This window comes from Pseudomonas sp. BF-R-01, assembly GCF_019946615.1.
GTDB lineage: Bacteria > Pseudomonadota > Gammaproteobacteria > Pseudomonadales > Pseudomonadaceae > Aquipseudomonas > Aquipseudomonas migulae.
This window is the reverse complement of the sequence record NZ_JAGYFX010000001.1, coordinates 208,842-226,763: the sequence shown is the minus strand read 5'-3', so window position 1 is coordinate 226,763 and position 17,922 is coordinate 208,842. Positions and strand designations below refer to the sequence as shown.

Sequence of the window (17,922 nt, the reverse complement as noted above, 5' to 3'; positions counted from 1 at the left end):
CTTTTTAGTTATGTGTTGGCGTGGCAGGTTTTATTGGAGCACCGGGCGTTTGGTGTTGACCCAATCATTATGTTGCTCATAGGCATACGCCAGCTTGAGCAGGCCCAGGTCATCCCGCGGGCGTCCGATCAGTTGCATGCCCATGGGCAGTCCCTGGGGGCCGAAACCCACGGGAACGCTGATGATCGGACTGCCGGACAAGGTCCACGGGAAGCAGGTTTCCATCCACCGATGGTAGGTGTCCATCGAGCGGCCATTGATCTGCTTGGGCCAGTGTTCTGTGATGTCAAACGGGAACACCTGGGCGGTGGGCACTGCTAGATAGTCGTAGGTTTCAAACAGCGTGACGAGGGTCTTGTACCAGGCGCTCCGGGCTTTGCTGGCGTTGAAAAAGTCTGCAGCGGACAGCTTCAGCGAACCCTCGACTTCCCAGATGGCCTCGGGTTTGAGCTGCGCGCGCTTGGTCGGGTCCTCGTAGTACTTGAGCAGGCCGTTGCCGATGCCGAAATGACGATGCACCAACCAGGTGTCCCACAGGCTTTCGGGCGAAAACGGTGACTTGAGCGGCTCGACGATCATGCCTTGGCCTGCGAGATTGCCCAGGGCTTTTTCGCAGAGCTCAAGGATGCCGGGCTCCATGGCCAGGTAACCGCCCCAGTCCCCCAGCCAGCCGATTTTCTTGCCGGTTTGTCGGGACTCAAGCGCGTGCTCGACGTTATGCGGGGTCAGCGCAGCCAATTCGGCCGAGATTTCCAGGGACAGCGCGTCGGACATGTCCAGGCCCGACTGGGTGGCCAGCAGCAACGCCAGGTCCGGCACCGTGCGCGCCATCGGGCCACTGTAGCCAAGCTGCGAGATAAACACTTCATCCGCCGGGCTGCGGGGCACCCGGCCCTGGCTCGGGCGCATGCCGTACACGTTGCAGAATGCGGCCGGGTTGCGCAACGATCCGCCGAAGTCACTGCCATCGGCCACCGGCAGCATGCGCAGCGCCAGCGCCGTGGCCGCGCCACCGCTGCTGCCGCCGCTGGTTTTCTGCCGGTTGTAGGGGTTGCGAGTGGGGCCGTACACCGGGTTGTACGTCTGGGAACCGAGGCCGAATTCCGGCGTGTTGGTTTTGCCGATCATTAACGCACCCGCCGCCCGTGCCCGGGCGACGTGAATTGAATCTACCTTGGGTTGATTTTTTTGCAGCAACGGCGAGCCAAAGGTGGTGACGATATCCTTGGTCAACGCCAGGTCCTTGGGCGCTTGCGGGATACCATGCAGCCAACCCAGGGACTCACCGGCCTTGAGTTTGGCGTCAAAGGCCGACGCCTCTTTAAGCAGGCTGTCGGGGTCGCGCAGGGCGACGATGGCGTTATAGGTGGGATTGAGCTGCTCGATACGCGCCAGGTAGGCCACCATCACGTCGCGGCAAGACACCTGCCGCCCATGGATGGCCAGGCTCAGTTGAGCTGCACTCCAGTCGACAATCTCTCCCGTCGCTTTCGCCGGTTTTTGGGCGCCGGCCAACGCGGGTTGAGCGGCAGCCGACCAGGCAACCCCGGGAAGGGAGCCGGCGATCACCCCGCCGACAATCCCTTTTAAAACCTGGCGGCGGCCTGCATCGGTACAGGCGGAGTCGAGAAGCGTGTTTACATCGTTTTCGGTAATGGACATCTGTATTCCTGTCAGCGGCAGTTTGAGGGCTTATGGAATTTTTCTTGTTGTGGTTTGCCGGGTTTCGCCGGCAAAAGGCCTAAACGTGTAACGCAAGAAAAAGCTGTCATCTCATTGGTTGGGGAGCGTCCTCGGGTGGGTTGTCCAGGCGTGCCTACAAGCAGGCAACGAACCATTCGTTGGTTTCACGAAACAGGCTTGCGGTTCGCTCGATCACCGCTTTTTCTGAAAGGCCAAGGCATCGCTGTCGGGTTGTTGCGCCTGGAGCAGCTCCAGCATCGGGCGACCACCGCGGTGTGCCAGCCACTCAGGTCTTCCAGGGTGGCCAGGCCACAGAACGGCACGTAGGCCTCCGCATACCACGTTGACCCGGTCCAGGAAGGCGACCACGTACAACACAAACAGCAAGGGAAGAAGGCGCCAGGCAATGCAGCTGTACAGCGCGCAGTCCTGGCCATTGTCGAAGGTGCGACGTGAGATGAGGTGCATGGTAGCTCTCTGTACTTATGCGGCAGGCGACCAAGGCCGCAGCAGAATGTTGTTGGCAGGGAGCGAAAACATACGGCTTTGTGTTTCTCTAATGGAAACATCATTTCTTTTGGTGTTTCGATGTTAGTAAGGCCCTATCCGGAGTGTCAAGCACCGAATTCAGGCTTTAAAACCAGGCTTTTCAAGGACGTGCGCCAGTCCACGGGCGTGGCCCGTGAGTGACGTGAGGGCACGGCCTGTGCGGTAGGCCCCAGGGTTACGAGCGTCGGCTCAAAGAGCGTGACAACAGCAACAGCAGGGTGGCAAACAGCACCATGATGGTGGCCGCGGAAAGCAGGACTGGACTCAATGCTTCTCGGGCCGTCGTGAACATTTCGCGAGGCAGCGTCCGCTGATCGGGGCCGGCGAGAAACAGGGTTACGACCACTTCATCCAGGGAAGTGGCAAAGGCGAAGAGTCCTCCGGACAACAGGCCCGGCGAGATGAGCGGCAATGTCACTTTGCGCAAGGTTGTCCAGGGCGTCGCGCCCATGCTCGCAGCTGCCCATAACAGGCGTTGATTGAGACCACCCAGTGCCGAGCCGACATTGACCACCACGAACGGCACCGCCAAGGTGGTATGCGCCAGAATCAACCCCAGGTAGGTTCGCGTCAGCCCCGCATTGGAAAACACAAAATACATGCCCACGCCGACGATGACCGCCGGCACGATCATGGGTGCGATCAACAGGACTTCGATGAATCGTTTGCCAGGCATGGCCGGGTGCCGAAGTCCTAACGCCGCCAGCCCACCCAGGGTCACGGCAAGCGCGGTGCTCGCCAGGGCCACCGCAAAACTGTTGAACAGCGCACTCAGCCATTGCGAGGAGGAGAAGAAGTCCTCGTACCAGCGCAAAGTAAAGTGTCCCAGTGGCAGTGACATGTAGCGACTGTCACTGAATGAGAGTGGCAGCACGATGAGAATGGGCAACAACAGGAAGGCCAGTACCAGGTAGCCACTCAATGACACGCCGAAATTGCCGAACCAGGCCATCGGCCCACTATTGGGATTACGGATCATCACTTAGCTCCTGTGCTGCGGCGGGCCAGATGCGCCTGAATGAGGTAGAGCAGGGTGGTCGCTACCAGCAACACCAACCCCAATGCCGAAGCCAGGCCCCAGTTCAGGGTGCCGGTAGTGAATTGGGCGATATAGAAACTGATCATTTGATCAGCCGGTCCACCGAGCAATGCGGGCGTGATGTAGAAGCCGAGAGTGACAATGAAGACCATCAAGGCACCGGCCGCCAGTCCAGGAAGTACCTGTGGAAGGTAGACCTGGAAAAACACCCGCGGCGGGCGAGCCCCCATCGAGTAGGCCGCCTGTACCAGCAAGCGATTGCAACTGGACATGGCGGCAAGAAGCGGGAACACCATGAACGGCAGCATCACGTGAACCAATGCCAGAATCACGCCGAAGCGGTTATATAGCAGGTGCAACGGACTGTTGACCCATCCGAGCTTCAACAGCATCGCGTTGACGATGCCCTGGTCCTGTAACAGCACCATCCAGGCGGTCGTGCGAACCAGAATCGATGTCCAGAACGGCAGCAGGATCAGGAGCAACAGCGCGTTGCGGGCCTTGGGCGTTCGGCGGTCCAGAAACACGCACAACGGGAATGCCAACAGTACACAAACCAGCGTTGTGATGGCGGCGATGCCAAAGGTGCGCCCAAGGATCGAGCGATACAGACCGGCTTCATCCTTGGCGACCAGGCCCTGTTGGTAGTCGTGTTTCATGTCCACGGCGGACAGCAGGTGGTAAGTCCCGACAGGGCCAGAGGCCCGTTTGAAAGTTTGCCAGGTGGCATTGTCCAGCCAGCGTGGATCGAGCGTTTGCATGCTCGCGCTGCTGCCGTCGAGATCGCCGGCCTTGCGTTTGGCTGCCATCAGTAAACCACGCAGTTCCGGCGCCTCGTAAGCCAAACGGCGGGCAGCCGCCGCGAGGTCGCGGGACGATACCGCCTTGAGGTCTTGTACCAACGGTTTGAACAAGCGCTCATCCGGGGCGGAAGTGCCGTCCCAGTCCGAGACGGCACGGGCCGTTGCGGGCATCGCTTGGGGCAGTTCGCTGTCAGCGACTGCGCGCCACAGCAATGTGCCGATCGGACCGACGAAGGTCAGGGCAAGAAACACCACCAGAGGCGCCAGCAGGCCGTAGGCGCGCCAGAGGGCGCCGCGATCCTTGCGGGCGACCACCGGTGATGAGGCATTGATTACGATTGCACTCATGTCTTTTAACTCGATTCGGATCACTGGGCCGACCAGGCGGTCCATTTGGCGTTCAGCTCGTCGATACGATCGACCCAGAACTTGTCGTTGAGCACCAGCACGTTGGCGCTGTTCTGAGGTGCGCTCGGGGAGTCGGCGAGCGCTGCCGGGTCGGTTTCGGCGATGCCTTTGACGGAGGTGATCCCGGTCGGCTGCAGGCTTGGCCATTTCTTCTGGTTTTCAGCTTTTCCCATGACATTCAGCAGACCATAGGCTTTGTCGACGTTCGGCGAGTTGGCGAGGATCACCCAGCTGTCCATGGTTTGCAGGGACTGATTCCATACCAGTCCGAAAGGCTTGTGGTCCTGGCGGATAGCGTTGGTCACCCGGCCGTTATAGGACGTGGTCATGTTCACTTCACCCGACGCGAGTAGTTGCATCGGTTGACCACCCGCTTTCCAGAACAGCAGCTGGCTCTTGATCGTGTCGAGTTTCTTGAAGGCGCGTTCTACGCCACCCGCCGAGTTGAGGACTTTGTAGACGTCGGCCGGTGCAACACCGTCGGCCATGAGGGCGATTTCCAGGTTGCCCTTGGGACCTTGGCGCAGTGCGCGTTTGCCGGGGAAGGTTTTGGTGTCGAAAAAGTCGCTCCAGTCTTTTGGAGTACGACTGGCTTTGCTGGTGTCGTAGCTCAGTACGAAGTTGTAGACCGCACTACCCACACCGCATTCGCTGACCGCGCTGGGAATGTAGTTGTCTTTGCCGCCGATACGCTTGAAGTCCATCGCAACGAAAAGCCCTTCACCGCAACCCAATTGCAGGTCTTCGGCCTCGACCTGAACCACATCCCAGCCACTGTCTGCACCTTCAGCGTGAGTTCTCAGCAGGCCGATACCACCATCCCAGCTGTCATCGATGACTTTATTGCCGCTGGCCTGGCTGTAGGGTTCGAAGAAGATTTTGCGTTGCACATCCTGATATGCACCGCCCCATGAGGCCACGGTGAGGTCTCTGGCCTGAGCGGTTCCCTGAAGCAAGGCAAGCCCGCACAAAACGAAGGTGAGACTGCGAACGGAACATGGATTGAACATGATGTGACTCCCAGACTGTTGATTTAGTTGTGGTCGGCAGAAGTGACGTAACAGATCGACGCGTTCTTGTTGTTTTGGGCTTTCAGCGCAAAATCATTGCCTGTGCGGCAGGCAGCGCCAGCCTCACGCTTTCGCCAGGCAGGGGTGGTGCCTGGCCCAGGGTGCCCGGGTTATAAGTCATCGAAAGCTCGCAGCCATCGGTCATCACCAGGCGCAACTTGCAGTGGGCGCCATGAAAGATGCTGTCGACGACGCGGGCCTGAATCGCGGCCTCTCCCGGCGTTGCCAGCCTCAGGTTTTCGGGGCGAATAGCCAGCGCAACCGGGAGACCTGCGACCAGCTCGGGATCAGAGCAAAACGCCTCGTGAACCGTGTCGCCTTCGGTCAGGCGGATTCGTGCGAGATTGCCGCTGACACTGACCAGGACACCTTCCAGCACATTGGTTTCACCCAGAAAATTCGCCACGAAGCGTGTGGCGGGGCGGTTGTAAATGGTTTCCGGTCGGTCGATCTGGGCGATCTTGCCTTCGTTGAACACCGCCACGCGATCCGACATGGTCATGGCTTCGTCTTGATCGTGAGTAACGTAGACAAACGTGATGCCCAGCTGTTTATGGATGGCTTTGAGTTCCAGTTGCATGTGTTCGCGCAAACCCTTGTCGAGGGCACCCAGCGGTTCGTCCATCAGCAGGATGCGTGGGCGATACACCAGCGCCCGGGCTAGCGCGACACGTTGCTGCTGGCCTCCGGACAACTGTGCGGGGTTGCGATCTTCAAACCCTTCCAGACGAGCCAGGGCCAACGCTTCCTTGACGCGAACCTTTGCTTCGGCGGCCGGTATTTTGCGCAAGTTGAGGGGGAAGGCGACGTTCTCGGCCACGCTCATGTGCGGGAACAAGGCGTAACTCTGAAAGACCACGCCCATGTCGCGTTTATAAGCCGGCAGTTTACTGATGTCAGTGCCGTCCATGAGGATACGGCCACGGTCTGGCGCGTCGAAACCGGCAAGCATCATCAGTGTGGTGGTCTTTCCCGATCCGCTGGGGCCCAGCAGGGACAGAAATTCGCCCTGGCGGATGTTCAAGTCCAGGTTGTCTACGACCCAGCTGCGCTCGTCATATGTTTTGTGTACACCTTCGAACCGGACCAGTACCGGACTTTCCGCTACGGATGCTTCGATGTTGTCGGGTAGTGGCATAGGGACCCTGGTCAGCGCGCGACTGGATTGTGCGGTCATGGCCGGATACCCGCGAGGACTTCATCGAGTGCCTGAGCCACAGCCTTGAGAATAGTCTGGATCTGATCGGCATCGACGATCAGCGGCGGCGCCATCACCAGGGTGTCGCCCAGTGCGCGCAGCAGGATGCCGTTGCGTTGCAGGACATCGCTGACCTTGCTGGCCACTTTGAATTCGGCGGGGAAGGGTTCACGGGTCTGTTTGTCAGCGACGAACTCCAGTGCCGCCATCAGACCGATGCCGCGTGCATCGCCCACCAGTGGATGATCGGCAAAGGCTTTGATGCCAGCCTGGAAGGCCGGGGCAACCTCGGCAACGTGTTCGACGATAGCCAACTCGTCGTACATGCGCAGGGTTTCCAGTGCAACGGCTGCGGCCACCGGGTGCCCTCCGTAGGTGTAGCCGTGCCCAAGGCCACCCAGGGTATTGCTCTGATCGGCGATGACCTGATAGACCTGGTCGCTGAGCAGCAAAGCCGAGATCGGCTGAAACGCTGCGGACAAACCTTTGGCACAGGTCAGCATGTCGGGCTGAATGCCCATTGCCTGGCAGCCCCAGTAATAGCCGGTGCGCCCGAAGCCACAGATCACTTCGTCGGCCACCATAAGAATGTCGTACTTGCGCAGTACCGCCTGAACCTTGGCGAAATACCCGGCTGGCGGCAGGATCACGCCACCGGTGCCCATCACAGGCTCAGCGAAGAAGGCGCCAATGGTTTCAGGGCCAGCGTCGAGAATGGTCTGCTCCAACTCTTCGGCGAGGCGGGTGGAGAACGCTTCTTCGGTTTCCCCGGGAAGGCCTTGGCGATAGAGGTGTGGGCAACGCACATGGATGACGTCGGCCAGGGGCTCGCCCCAACCTTTATGCATGTTGGGCAAACCGGTGAGGCTGGCGGCGGCCAGTGTGGTGCCATGGTAACTGCGGTGACGTGCAATCAGGCGTGTCTTGCCCGGTTTTCCCAGCGCAATGTGGTAGTAGCGAACGAATTTGATCGCGGTATCGATCGCTTCCGATCCTGAACTCTGGAACACCACTTTTTCCAGGCCCGCCGGCGCGTGGGCAATCAATTCGGCGGCCAAGTCTGCGGCCGGTCCATGACTGCGGTGCGCGAAGGTCTGCTGATAGGGCAGCTTCAACATTTGCGCATACGCCGCTTCAGCCAGACGCGGTTGGCTGAAGCCCAGCGTTGCACACCACAGGCCTGACATGCCCTCGATGTAGCGCCGGCCTTGGTCATCAAATACATAAATGCCCTCGCCACGCTCGATCAGCAATGGACCCAGTTGTTCGTGCAGTCGCAGATTGGTCTGCGAGTGGAGATGGTGGGCGATGTCTCGCTTGGCCAGGGCCGAATCACGAGCGGTCATGACGTCATCCTCTTAAATCATTAATCAGTCGTATGCGTATGCGGTACGTAGTTTCATTTTTACGACTATTGGCGGTGATCGTCAAATGTTTTGTGTGTCGCTGTAAGCAATAGCGTTTCGATGAAAGAAAAATTCTTCGACGGATTTTTGTAAGGGGAAAGACTTTTGTCGAGAAATCATCCGCTTATGCTGCGGTTGGTGAGATGTCGAGATGAGGAGTTCAGTCAGGCGAAAATGCAGAGTCACAGACTTGTTTATCGGTGATATACAGTTGTATCGTTTCGCCTACGCGAACACGGTGCTTTTAAGATCTACAGCACAAAGCTTGCCAGCTCGACGCGGGCTTCGATGAATCGCATGAACGGGATCAAACATGAGCGACGATGCAGGGAAAGGTGGAGTCAGATCGGTGCAACTGGCCCTCGATGTGCTCGAACGAGTGGCAAGCGCGGGGGATGAGATTGGGGTCAGTGAGTTGGCCGTACAACTGGGGACTACTAAAGGCTCAGTGTTCAGGCACCTGAAGACTCTGGTCGAGCGCGGTTACTTGAGTCAAAACCCGCAGACCTCAAAGTATCGACTGGGCATCCAGGCCTATGTGCTCGGGCAGGTAGCCGCCAGCGGCATCGACCTGCTAAGCGCTTCCGCTGACGCCATTCGAGATCTGCGAGACGAACTGGGATTGACGGTGGTTCTGTCGGTGCTTCAAGCGCGCCGGTTGATAGTGGTCGAAACGCTGCTGGGCAAATCCACGCTTGAAATTGGTGTGCGTATCGGCACTGAACTGCAGCTGCATTGCAACGCTCAGGGCAAGGTCGCGTTGGCCTTTGCCAAGCAGTTGAGCATGGATCAACTCCCAGGCGAGTTGCCCGCCATCACGATGAATACGGTGACCGACCGTGCCGATTTGGTGCGCCAGGTCAGCGAAGCCAGGTCTCAAGGTTGGGCGTCAGCCATCGAGGAAGAAACACTGGGAATTTCTGCTATCGCTGCTCCGATATTAGGCATCAACGAGGAGTTTATCGGCACTGTAGCGCTGGTGGCGACCGTGCAGAATATTTCCCGTGAACTGAATCCTGAACAGGTCAGGGCATTGAAAAAAGCAGCGTTGCGCGCGTCTTGGAACCTTGGGTTCAAAGGAGACTTTTGACGGGGGTGGTCATTACTGGCTAGCCGCATCCAAATCGACATGCTCCATACACGACTTCACGGACGAGCCGGTGCAGGGGTCACCTTGGACGGGTATAGGCCGATCTTCTACTGCTTCCTACTATGGGGTCATGTTCAATGCCCCATTGGGGTAACAGGAAGCCTGAGTCATGGCGATCGACAGTAATGATTATTCACGCCTGAGCCCTGCAGCTCGTGTATTTCTCGAGCACACACACGGTCACTTTATTGATGGGCAGTGGCAGGCGCCCACCGCCAGCATTGCTGTGCTCGACCCCTCCAGTGGTCATCAGATCAGTGCTATCGGGGCAGGCAATGCCGCGGATATCGACGCCGCTGTGCAGGCTGCTCATCGTGCCTTCAATCAGCCATCCTGGCGCGGATTGTCGCCGCTTGATCGTGAACGCCTGATCCTGCGCCTGGCCGATTTGATCGAAGCCAATATGGCACTTCTGGCTCAAGTCGAAAGCGTCGATAACGGCATGCCGTTGGGCTTTGCCGAAATCAACGTGGGCGGCGCCGCTGGCGTTCTGCGCTATATGGCCGGCTGGCCGTCGAAGATCGCCGGCGAGACGGTTGATGTGAAGATGCCGTTTCCCGGTAGTCAGTTTTTTGCCTACACCACCCGTGAAGCGGTGGGCGTGGTCGGGGCAATCGTGCCGTGGAACGTGCCGCTGATGATGGCGATCTGGAAGCTTGCGCCGGCGTTGGCAGCCGGTTGTACGGTCGTGCTGAAACCGGCTGAAGATGCCTCGCTGACGGCCCTGATCCTGGCTGATCTGATTCAGCAGGCCGGTTTTCCGAATGGTGTGGTCAACATCGTGACGGGCTACGGTGCTGAAGCAGGTGAAGCCTTGGTGCGCCATCCCCAGGTGGCGAAGATTTCCTTTACCGGTTCCACTGAGACTGGCAAATACATCAACCGTCTGGCCACTGACCACTTGAAGAAAGTCACCCTCGAGTTGGGCGGAAAATCTCCAACCATCGTGTTTGATGACGCCGATCTGCAGCAGGCCATCAGCGGTGCGGCCAATGCGATTTTCACCAACTCAGGGCAGATCTGCGTCGCCGGTGCGCGTTTGTATGTGCAGCGCCGGGTGTATGAGCAGGTCCTGGAAGGGGTCGCCCGGCAGGCTGACAGTCTGCAGCTCGGGGCCGGGCTCAATGCGGGTAGCCAGATGGGGCCATTGATCAACGCTCGTCAGCTCGAAAGAGTGCAGGGTTATGTGCAACGAGCAGTGCAGGGGGGCGCAAGCCTGGTTACCCAAGGGCGCTCACCTCAAGGCGAGGGCTTCTTTGCAGCGCCGGCAGTCCTGGCCGGCATCAAGCAGGAGGACGAGCTGGTGCAGCAAGAAATTTTCGGCCCGGTCCTCGCCGTCATGCCATTCGATGATCTCGAAGAGGCAGCGATGCTTGCCAATGACACAGTGTACGGTTTGGCGGCCAGTGTCTGGAGTCGTGACTTGAGCCGCGTGCATCAGCTTATTCCTTTGCTCAAGTGCGGCAAAGTTTCGGTTAATACCGAGGGCTTCCCTTATCCGGCGTTGCCAGAAGGTGGTACGAAGCAATCCGGATTCGGCCGTGATCTTGGTCGTGAAGGTTTGGACGGCTATCTGGAAAGCAAAACCGTATTGGTTCGGGTTTCCTGATCGGTCTGAGCTCTGCCTGAGGTCTTCAAATGCCGCATTTCATTGTTGAGTACACCGCCAATCTTGAAAACGAACTGGAGCTGGACACTTTGTTCGCCAAAGTGCATCGGCAACTGATCGCCAAGCAGTTGTTCCCCACTGGTGGCATCCGCAGTCGGGCACGGCGCATTGAGCACTATTGTTTTGCGGATGGCTTGGGCGACTACGCGGGCGTTCATGTCGAGCTCAAGCTCAGTGCCACTCGTCCGCAGACGCTGCGTGAGGAAATAGGGCAAAACATTTTCGCCACTCTTCAGGCGCATTTTGCTGATCTACAGGCACGTCGTTTTCTGGCGTTGTCGATGGAGGTGGGGCTGTTCCATCCGGGTGTGTTCTTCAACTCAAACAATTTGCACGCGCTGTTCGAGCATTCCTGAGGCGAGAGCGCGCCGTTGAGCTCACCCTGCCTCGAACTCATCGGGCAGGGCTGCCCATTTAATGTCTGGAGTTAGAATCATGAAGCTTGCGTCACTGAAATCTGGGCGTGATGGCCAACTGTTAGTGGTCAGTCGCGATCTGAGGCTGGCAGTCAAAGTGGGTGAGCGTGCGCCCTCCTTGCAGTTCGCACTGGACAACTGGGACTCGCTTGAAGCCCCACTGCGCGAGTTGTATGACGCGTTGAATCAGGGTCAGATCGAAGGGGCTTTTGCCCTTGATATGACGGTGCTGGGGTCGCCGCTGCCACGCAGCTATCAGTACCTGGATGGGGCCTGCTACCTCAGCCATATTCAGCGCAATCGTGCTGCGCGGGGCGAAACCTTGCCGACGGATCTACTGGAAAAGCCGCTCGTGTATCAGGGCATCTCCCATGGTTTCATGGCTTGGAATGACCCCATCAGCTTGCCTGACGATGGCATGGGTATCGACTTTGAAGCGGAGATCGCCGCCGTCACCGGTGATGTACCCATGGGGGTCTCGCCAGAGAATGCGACAAGCTACATCCGGTTGTTCGTGCTGCTCAATGATGTTTCGTTGCGCGCGCTGATTCCCGCCGAACTCAAACGCACCTTTGGTTTTGTTACCAGCAAATCGGCTTCCACTCTGGGGCCAATCGCCGTTACTCCCGATGAATTGGGCGATTTGTGGGACGGCAAATTGGTGTCTGGGAAAATGAAGTGCTGGGTTCGCGGAGAACTCTTTGGCGATATAGAAACCGGTATCGATACACCCTTCCACTATGGCCACATGATTGCTCATGTGGCTCAAACCCGAGACTTCGAGCCCGGTAGTTTAGTGGGGCTGGGCACGGTTTCTAATGAGGATGACAGTGTCGGTTGCGGTTGTATCGGCGAGTGGCGTGCACTGGAAACCATCAAGACTGGCCAGGCCTCGACCTCACTGTTGAAGTTCGGCGAGCGGGTCAGGATCGAGCACTTCGACCGACAAGGGCGTTCGGTATTCGGTCCCATCGATCAGGTTGTTGCGCAGCGCAACATCAACTGAACCAGACATCAAACCCAGAACAGGGAGCTCACCATGCTCTGTAAAAGTCTCCACCATGCTGCCTTTCGTTGCAAAGATGCCCGGGAAACGGTCGAGTTCTATACGAATGTTCTCGGCCTGAAATTCATTCACGCGATGGGCGAAGACCATGTCCCGTCAACGGGCGCCTACAGCCCGCACATTCATATTTTTTTTCAGATGGAAGACGGAAGCTGCATTGCCTTCTTTGAACTGCCCAACGATCCAGGCGCTGTTTCAGGGCGGGATCCCGAGACTCCAGGCTGGGTTCAGCACTTTGCTTTTCGGGTCAAGGATGTCGAAACACTGTTGCAAGCCAAGGCCGACTTGGAGTCCAAGGGCGTCAACGTATTGGGGCCGGTCAACCATGATGACTTTCTGCTTTCAATCTACTTTTTCGACCCTTCGGGGCATCGCCTTGAGTTGGGTGTGCACACGGCTACCCCCGAGATGGATGAGAAGTACGAGCGTGAGGCGCAGGCCGTACTAATGCATTGGGATGGGCGGCATAACTGGTCTGAGCGGGAGCTGATTTTCGGCGCGGCTCATGGCTATAAACACTAGCTACAACCCCATGGCGCTTATGTAAAATTGGCATGCCCCTTGAGCCTTGTGCGCAAGGGGCTTTGCTCATTGAGGAGTTGTCTATGTTGATATCTCGCGCCCATGTCAGCACGCCGTTGGCAGCCCGCTGCCTGACCCGTCTTTGCCGCCATTGGAGTCATAAGTTCACCGTCAGTTTCAATGAGACACAGGGAGATATTTTTTTCGACCCGTCCCGTTGCCTGCTTGAAATCAATGAGGGCGGCTTACTCATCAGCCTTCAGGCGCCTGATCTGGCTCAATTGGATGAGCTGGAGCCGGTGGTGGCTGATCACTTGCAGCGCATGGCCGGCGAAGACCTTCTGATCATTCGCTGGCAACGCTGAATCAATTGCTTACAAACTCGACGGGCGCCGCTAAAGGCGCCTTTTTTTTGCGTGTGACTAGCGATTTTGAACCATCCAGTGCGGTTTCACTCAATCGGCCGGCCTGGCCCCCCAGCAAGTCTGAACATCTGAACAATTGAGCGTCACCCTTCAGGGTGACGTTAGTTGATCCGAGCGAGCGTAGCTTACGGTTGTAGCGAGTCGGTGAAAAAAACATTCCGATATATCCGACTGCCTGCACTGAGGGTACGTCCATGAACCATAAATTTTCTTCGAGTATCTGCGGTTTACTGGCTGGGATTGTTCTAGCCAGCAATGCTTCGGCTCAGGTCACCTTGGTGTCTTGGGGGGGCATCTTTCAAGATGCGCAGCGAGAAGTGTTCTTCGATCCCCTGCGAGCCGAAGGGCTGAACATTCATGAAGACAGTTGGGACGGCGGCATCGGTATCTTGCGTTCAAAGATCATGGCCGGTGACTCCGGATGGGATTTGGTACAGGTCGAACCCGAGGAGATGGTGCTGGGTTGTGAGGAGGGATTGTATCAACCGCTGGACTTCTCGCGCATTGGCAAACCCTCGCAATTTATCCCGGGGGCCGCGAGCGAATGCGGGTTGGGTGCGAACGTATACAGCATAGTGATTGCCTATGATGGCAATGTGCTGAAGGCCGGACCTCAATCCTGGGCTGATTTTTGGGACGTAAAGAAATTTCCCGGCAAGCGAGCACTGCGTCAGGGGCCGAAAATGAACCTGGAGTTCGCCTTGATGGCCGATGGTGTTGCGCCTGATCAGGTCTACGCCGTATTGAGTACTCCGCAAGGTGTCGATCGCGCGTTTGCTAAGTTGGAGCAACTCAAGCCGAACATAATCTGGTGGTCGGCCGGCAACCAGCCGATGCAACTGCTTGGCTCTGGCGAAGTTGTTATGACCACCACTTACAACGGCCGTGTATTTGCCGCCAATGAGTCGGACAAGCGCAATTTCAAAGTGGTGTGGAATGGCGGAGTTTTTATGGTCGACTCCTGGGTGCTGCTCAAGGGCAGTAAGAATCAGGACGAGGCTTACCGTTTCCTCAAGTATTTCGGCGATGCTCGCAACCAGGCGCGTTTCCCGCAGAAAATTCGGTATGGGGTGGCGAACAAAGACGCCAATCAGTTGATCCCGGCCGAGATTCAGGCTCAGTTGCCGAGCTCGCCCGAGACCCTGGCCAAATCAGTACCTTTCAATGCAGAGTATTGGCTGGAGAACATTGACTCACTGACTGAGCGATTCTCCGCATGGTCGGCAAAATGAGGGTCGTGAATTCACGAAATGCCGCCGCCGGGGTGATGGCTACCGCCACGGATTCAGGCGTCAAGGCATTCCCACGAAGCTGCCCCCAGTTGCGCCGACGTCAGTGTATGGCACTGCTGCTGATCGCCCCGTTATTCTTGTTCCTGCTTGGCACATTCATCATGCCGTTAAGTGGCATGCTCAAACTTGCAGTTGATGACCGAGAAACCGCCACGCTGTTATCTCGCACAATGTCGGCATTGAAGGGCTGGGACAAGCGGACTTTACCCTCTGACGCAGCGTATGAAGCGTTGGTGGCTGATTTGCGCCAGGCCCAGCAGGATAAAACTCTCGGAACAATAGCGCGGCGTATTAACTACGACACTCCGGGGTTGCGCAGCCTGATCAGTAACAGTGCGCGCAAGTTGGCAACTTCTGAAGCTGGGAATGGGACCTGGCAGCAGCGACTGACCGCGATTGATCCGCAATGGGCAAAACTGGAGCCATGGATCGCCATCGAGCGTGCCCGTGGGCCGGTTACCGATCTCTACTTGCTGACGGCGTTGGACCTTAAGCGCGATGCTCAAGGACAGATTGTTCAGGTTGACGAGGGGCAATCGAACTACCTGGATATTCTCGGGCGTACATTCGGTATTTCGTTGTCCGTGACCCTGATCACTTTGTTGCTGGCGTTTCCGGTGGCGCAATACATGGCCTCTGCGTCACCTCGGCTGGGCGGGATCATCATGTTGCTGGTGCTCCTGCCGTTCTGGACCTCGGTACTGGTAAGGACCATGGCGTGGGTGGTTGTGCTGCAAGGAAATGGTCTGGTCAACAACCTTCTGCAAACGTTGGGTGTAATCGAGGACCCGCTGCACATGCTTTATAACCGCACGGGTGTGCTGGTGGCGCTCAGTCATGTGCTGTTGCCCTACATGATCCTGCCGCTGTATGGCGCGATGCGCGCGGTTCCGGCTGCACAAATGCGTGCAGCGGTGTCGCTCGGCGCGGGACCGGTCATGGCTTATCGCAGGGTGTACTTACCACAGCTGCTGCCGGGTATAGCCGCGGGCTCACTGCTGGTCTTCATTCTTGCTCTTGGCTACTACATCACTCCGGTGCTGATTGGTGGCTCAAATGACCAACTGATCAGTTACTACATTGCCTTTTACACCAGCGGCACAATCAATTGGGGCTTGGCCGCGGGGTTGGGCATGGTCCTACTTATCGCAACGCTGGTGCTTTATCGGGTTTATGTCGGCTTGGTTGGCGTACAGCGCATCGGTCGCTAGGAGAACGTATGCAAAGCACTCTGTTTTGGCGCTATTTCAATCGTTGCGCGGCGTGGATGGTGTTGGTGTTCCTGATGGCCCCTATCCTGGTGATCATCCCATTGTCATTCAACGGTGGAAGTTTTCTCAGCTACCCGTTGGATGGTTGGTCGTTGCGCTGGTATCAGCAGGTGTTCAACTCGCCTCAATGGCTGTTTGCACTCAAGAACAGTTTGACGATCGGTGTCGCCAGCATGGGCTTGGCAACGGTGCTCGGCACACTGGCAGCGCTGGGTCTCAACCTTGCGGATTTCCGCATGAAGCCTCTACTGATGGCGGTATTGTTGTCGCCGATGATCGTTCCGACAGTGATCACAGCCGTCGGTATCTACTTTCTGTTCTCCACGCTCGGGTTGGCCAGCACTTACATCGGCATGGTGCTGGCGCATACGGCACTGGCAACACCTTTTGTGTTGATCGCGGTGAACGCCACGCTGCAAGGGCTTGATCGCGGCTTGCTGCGCGCGGCGGCGAGCCTTGGTGCCGGTCCGATTCGTACGTTTTACAGAATCACCTTGCCGCTGATTCTTCCGGGCGTAGCAAGCGGTGCAGTGTTCGCCTTTGCAACTTCATTCGATGAGGTGGTGGTGTCGCTACTACTGGCGGGACCAGATCAGCGCACCTTGCCCCGAGAGATGTTCTCCGGTGTTCGCGAAAACCTGAGTCCATCCATTACCGCCGTGGCGTTCCTGCTGACGCTGTTGTCGACACTCTTCCTGCTGACCCTTGGCTGGTTGCAACGCTATGCCTCGCGCATGGCTGGGAAAAGTGCCACATCCGGAACGTGATTTCGGTTGCGACAGGTTCGCGGCCACCCTGCAATTCACTCGAGAGCGTGTGACTTCATGTCGAAGAGTAATGATTCCTACGTCAAGTTCGCTGGCGTGAAAAAAAGTTATGACGGCCAGAATTTCGTGGTCAAGAATCTCAATCTGAGTATCCGTGAGGGCGAGTTCATGACGCTACTCGGTCCCTCGGGGTCGGGTAAAACCACCTGCCTGATGATGCTCGCCGGGTTTGAAACCGCCAGCGAAGGGGAGATCTATCTGGATGGCCAACCGATCAGCCGTATAGCCACTCATAAACGTAACATCGGCATGGTGTTCCAGAACTATGCCTTGTTCCCGCATATGACTATCGCCGACAACCTGGCGTTTCCGTTGCAAGTCCAGCGTCTGGACAAGGCGGAAATTCGCAGTCGGGTAGGGCGCGCGTTGGAAATGGTGCACCTGCAGCACCTGGCAACACGAAAGCCCGCGCAACTGTCTGGTGGTCAACAACAAAGGGTGGCCGTGGCGCGCGCATTGATCTTCGAGCCCAAGCTGGTGCTGATGGACGAGCCACTGGGGGCGCTGGACAAACAACTGCGCGAGCAGATGCAATATGAGATCAAACGCTTACACAGCCAACTGGGCATCACCATGGTCTACGTCACCCATGATCAGGGCGAGGCCTTGACCATGTCTGATCGAGTGGCGGTGTTCAACGATGGTGTGATCCAGCAATTGGCCAGTCCGGGCGAGCTTTACGAGCGTCCCGCGAATGCCTTCGTTGCGCAGTTCATCGGCGAGAACAATCAACTCAAAGGTATCGTTCAGAGCGTGCAGGGTGAGCGCTGTGTCATTGGCATGGATACAGGTCAGCAAATCAACGCAATGAGCTCACCAGGCCTTAAGACAGGGCAGCGTTGCTGTCTGGCGTTGCGTCCCGAGCGGGTCAGTTTTCTGGAGCCGGGAATTGAACTGAGCAACAACTTCGAGGCAGACGTTTGTGAAGTGATCTACCACGGTGACCACCTGCGTACCCGCGTCAAGCTATGTGGACATGACGACTTCATCATCAAAATACCCAATGTTCAAGGGCTGGTTCCCTCCTTGCCGGGTAACCGTGTGCGGATTGGCTGGCATTTGCAGGATTGTCACGCGTTGGGCGTCTGAAATATGCCGTTGTGAGGGTGGCGACTCACCCCTTGAGGG

The 17,922-nt window shown here is 57.5% G+C and carries 16 protein-coding genes and 1 pseudogene; 10 read left to right on the top strand and 7 right to left on the bottom strand.

Translation table 11 applies throughout. From position 1 onward, the window contains the following. Nucleotides 1–30 precede the first annotated feature (30 nt). From KGB27_RS01120 to KGB27_RS01090, 7 genes and pseudogenes are all read right to left on the bottom strand, one after another. A complete protein-coding gene (locus tag KGB27_RS01120) occupies nucleotides 31–1,662 on the bottom strand; it encodes an amidase (protein WP_223552556.1) in 1,632 nt (543 codons plus the stop codon). A gap of 213 nt (nucleotides 1,663–1,875) precedes the next feature. Then, nucleotides 1,876–2,021 (bottom strand): annotated as a pseudogene (locus tag KGB27_RS01115) (class II histone deacetylase); the annotation flags it as partial. A gap of 386 nt (nucleotides 2,022–2,407) precedes the next feature. Further along, the gene (locus KGB27_RS01110; protein WP_223552555.1) at nucleotides 2,408–3,211 is read right to left on the bottom strand and encodes an ABC transporter permease; all 804 of its coding nucleotides are present in this window, start codon (nucleotides 3,209–3,211) and stop codon (nucleotides 2,408–2,410) included. Continuing rightward, on the bottom strand, nucleotides 3,211–4,422 hold the full coding sequence (locus KGB27_RS01105; protein ID WP_223552554.1) for an ABC transporter permease: 1,212 nt from the start codon (nucleotides 4,420–4,422) through the stop codon (nucleotides 3,211–3,213). The genes KGB27_RS01110 and KGB27_RS01105 overlap by 1 nt, the downstream gene beginning before the upstream one ends. Nucleotides 4,423–4,442: 20 nt before the next feature. Then, on the bottom strand, nucleotides 4,443–5,492 hold the full coding sequence (locus KGB27_RS01100) for an ABC transporter substrate-binding protein (RefSeq protein WP_223552553.1): 1,050 nt from the start codon (nucleotides 5,490–5,492) through the stop codon (nucleotides 4,443–4,445). 82 nt (nucleotides 5,493–5,574) lie between these two features. Continuing rightward, nucleotides 5,575–6,729, bottom strand: a complete 1,155-nt coding sequence (locus KGB27_RS01095; RefSeq protein WP_223552552.1) for an ABC transporter ATP-binding protein — start codon at nucleotides 6,727–6,729, stop codon at nucleotides 5,575–5,577. Then, nucleotides 6,726–8,096, bottom strand: a complete 1,371-nt coding sequence (locus KGB27_RS01090) for an aminotransferase (RefSeq protein ID WP_223510811.1) — start codon at nucleotides 8,094–8,096, stop codon at nucleotides 6,726–6,728. Before KGB27_RS01090 ends, KGB27_RS01095 begins: the two co-directional genes overlap by 4 nt. A 373-nt stretch (nucleotides 8,097–8,469) precedes the next feature. Here KGB27_RS01090 and KGB27_RS01085 point away from each other — a divergent pair, with 373 nt between their 5' ends. From KGB27_RS01085 to KGB27_RS01040, 10 genes are all read left to right on the top strand, one after another. Beyond that, nucleotides 8,470–9,246, top strand: a complete 777-nt coding sequence (locus KGB27_RS01085; RefSeq protein ID WP_223552551.1) for an IclR family transcriptional regulator — start codon at nucleotides 8,470–8,472, stop codon at nucleotides 9,244–9,246. A gap of 169 nt (nucleotides 9,247–9,415) precedes the next feature. Next, on the top strand, nucleotides 9,416–10,915 hold the full coding sequence (locus KGB27_RS01080; protein ID WP_223552550.1) for an aldehyde dehydrogenase family protein: 1,500 nt from the start codon (nucleotides 9,416–9,418) through the stop codon (nucleotides 10,913–10,915). 29 nt (nucleotides 10,916–10,944) lie between these two features. Then, the gene (locus KGB27_RS01075; RefSeq protein WP_223552549.1) at nucleotides 10,945–11,331 is read left to right on the top strand and encodes a 5-carboxymethyl-2-hydroxymuconate Delta-isomerase; all 387 of its coding nucleotides are present in this window, start codon (nucleotides 10,945–10,947) and stop codon (nucleotides 11,329–11,331) included. 79 nt (nucleotides 11,332–11,410) lie between these two features. After that, nucleotides 11,411–12,397, top strand: a complete 987-nt coding sequence (locus KGB27_RS01070; RefSeq protein WP_223552548.1) for a fumarylacetoacetate hydrolase family protein — start codon at nucleotides 11,411–11,413, stop codon at nucleotides 12,395–12,397. 33 nt (nucleotides 12,398–12,430) lie between these two features. Further along, the gene (locus KGB27_RS01065) at nucleotides 12,431–12,979 is read left to right on the top strand and encodes a VOC family protein (protein ID WP_223552547.1); all 549 of its coding nucleotides are present in this window, start codon (nucleotides 12,431–12,433) and stop codon (nucleotides 12,977–12,979) included. An 83-nt stretch (nucleotides 12,980–13,062) separates the two neighbouring features. Continuing rightward, nucleotides 13,063–13,344 (top strand): DUF2218 domain-containing protein, encoded by a 282-nt coding sequence (locus tag KGB27_RS01060; protein ID WP_223552546.1) that lies wholly within the window; start codon nucleotides 13,063–13,065, stop codon nucleotides 13,342–13,344. A gap of 254 nt (nucleotides 13,345–13,598) precedes the next feature. Beyond that, entirely contained in the window at nucleotides 13,599–14,636 is a 1,038-nt protein-coding gene (locus KGB27_RS01055; protein ID WP_223552545.1) for an ABC transporter substrate-binding protein, read from the top strand. Nucleotides 14,637–14,743: 107 nt separating this feature from the next. Continuing rightward, entirely contained in the window at nucleotides 14,744–15,907 is a 1,164-nt protein-coding gene (locus KGB27_RS01050) for an ABC transporter permease (protein ID WP_223510819.1), read from the top strand. Nucleotides 15,908–15,915: 8 nt separating this feature from the next. After that, complete coding sequence (locus KGB27_RS01045) at nucleotides 15,916–16,734, top strand: ABC transporter permease (RefSeq protein WP_223543008.1); 819 nt, start codon at nucleotides 15,916–15,918, stop codon at nucleotides 16,732–16,734. A 57-nt stretch (nucleotides 16,735–16,791) separates the two neighbouring features. Continuing rightward, nucleotides 16,792–17,883 (top strand): ABC transporter ATP-binding protein, encoded by a 1,092-nt coding sequence (locus tag KGB27_RS01040; RefSeq protein ID WP_223510820.1) that lies wholly within the window; start codon nucleotides 16,792–16,794, stop codon nucleotides 17,881–17,883. The last annotated feature ends 39 nt before the right edge of the window (nucleotides 17,884–17,922 follow it).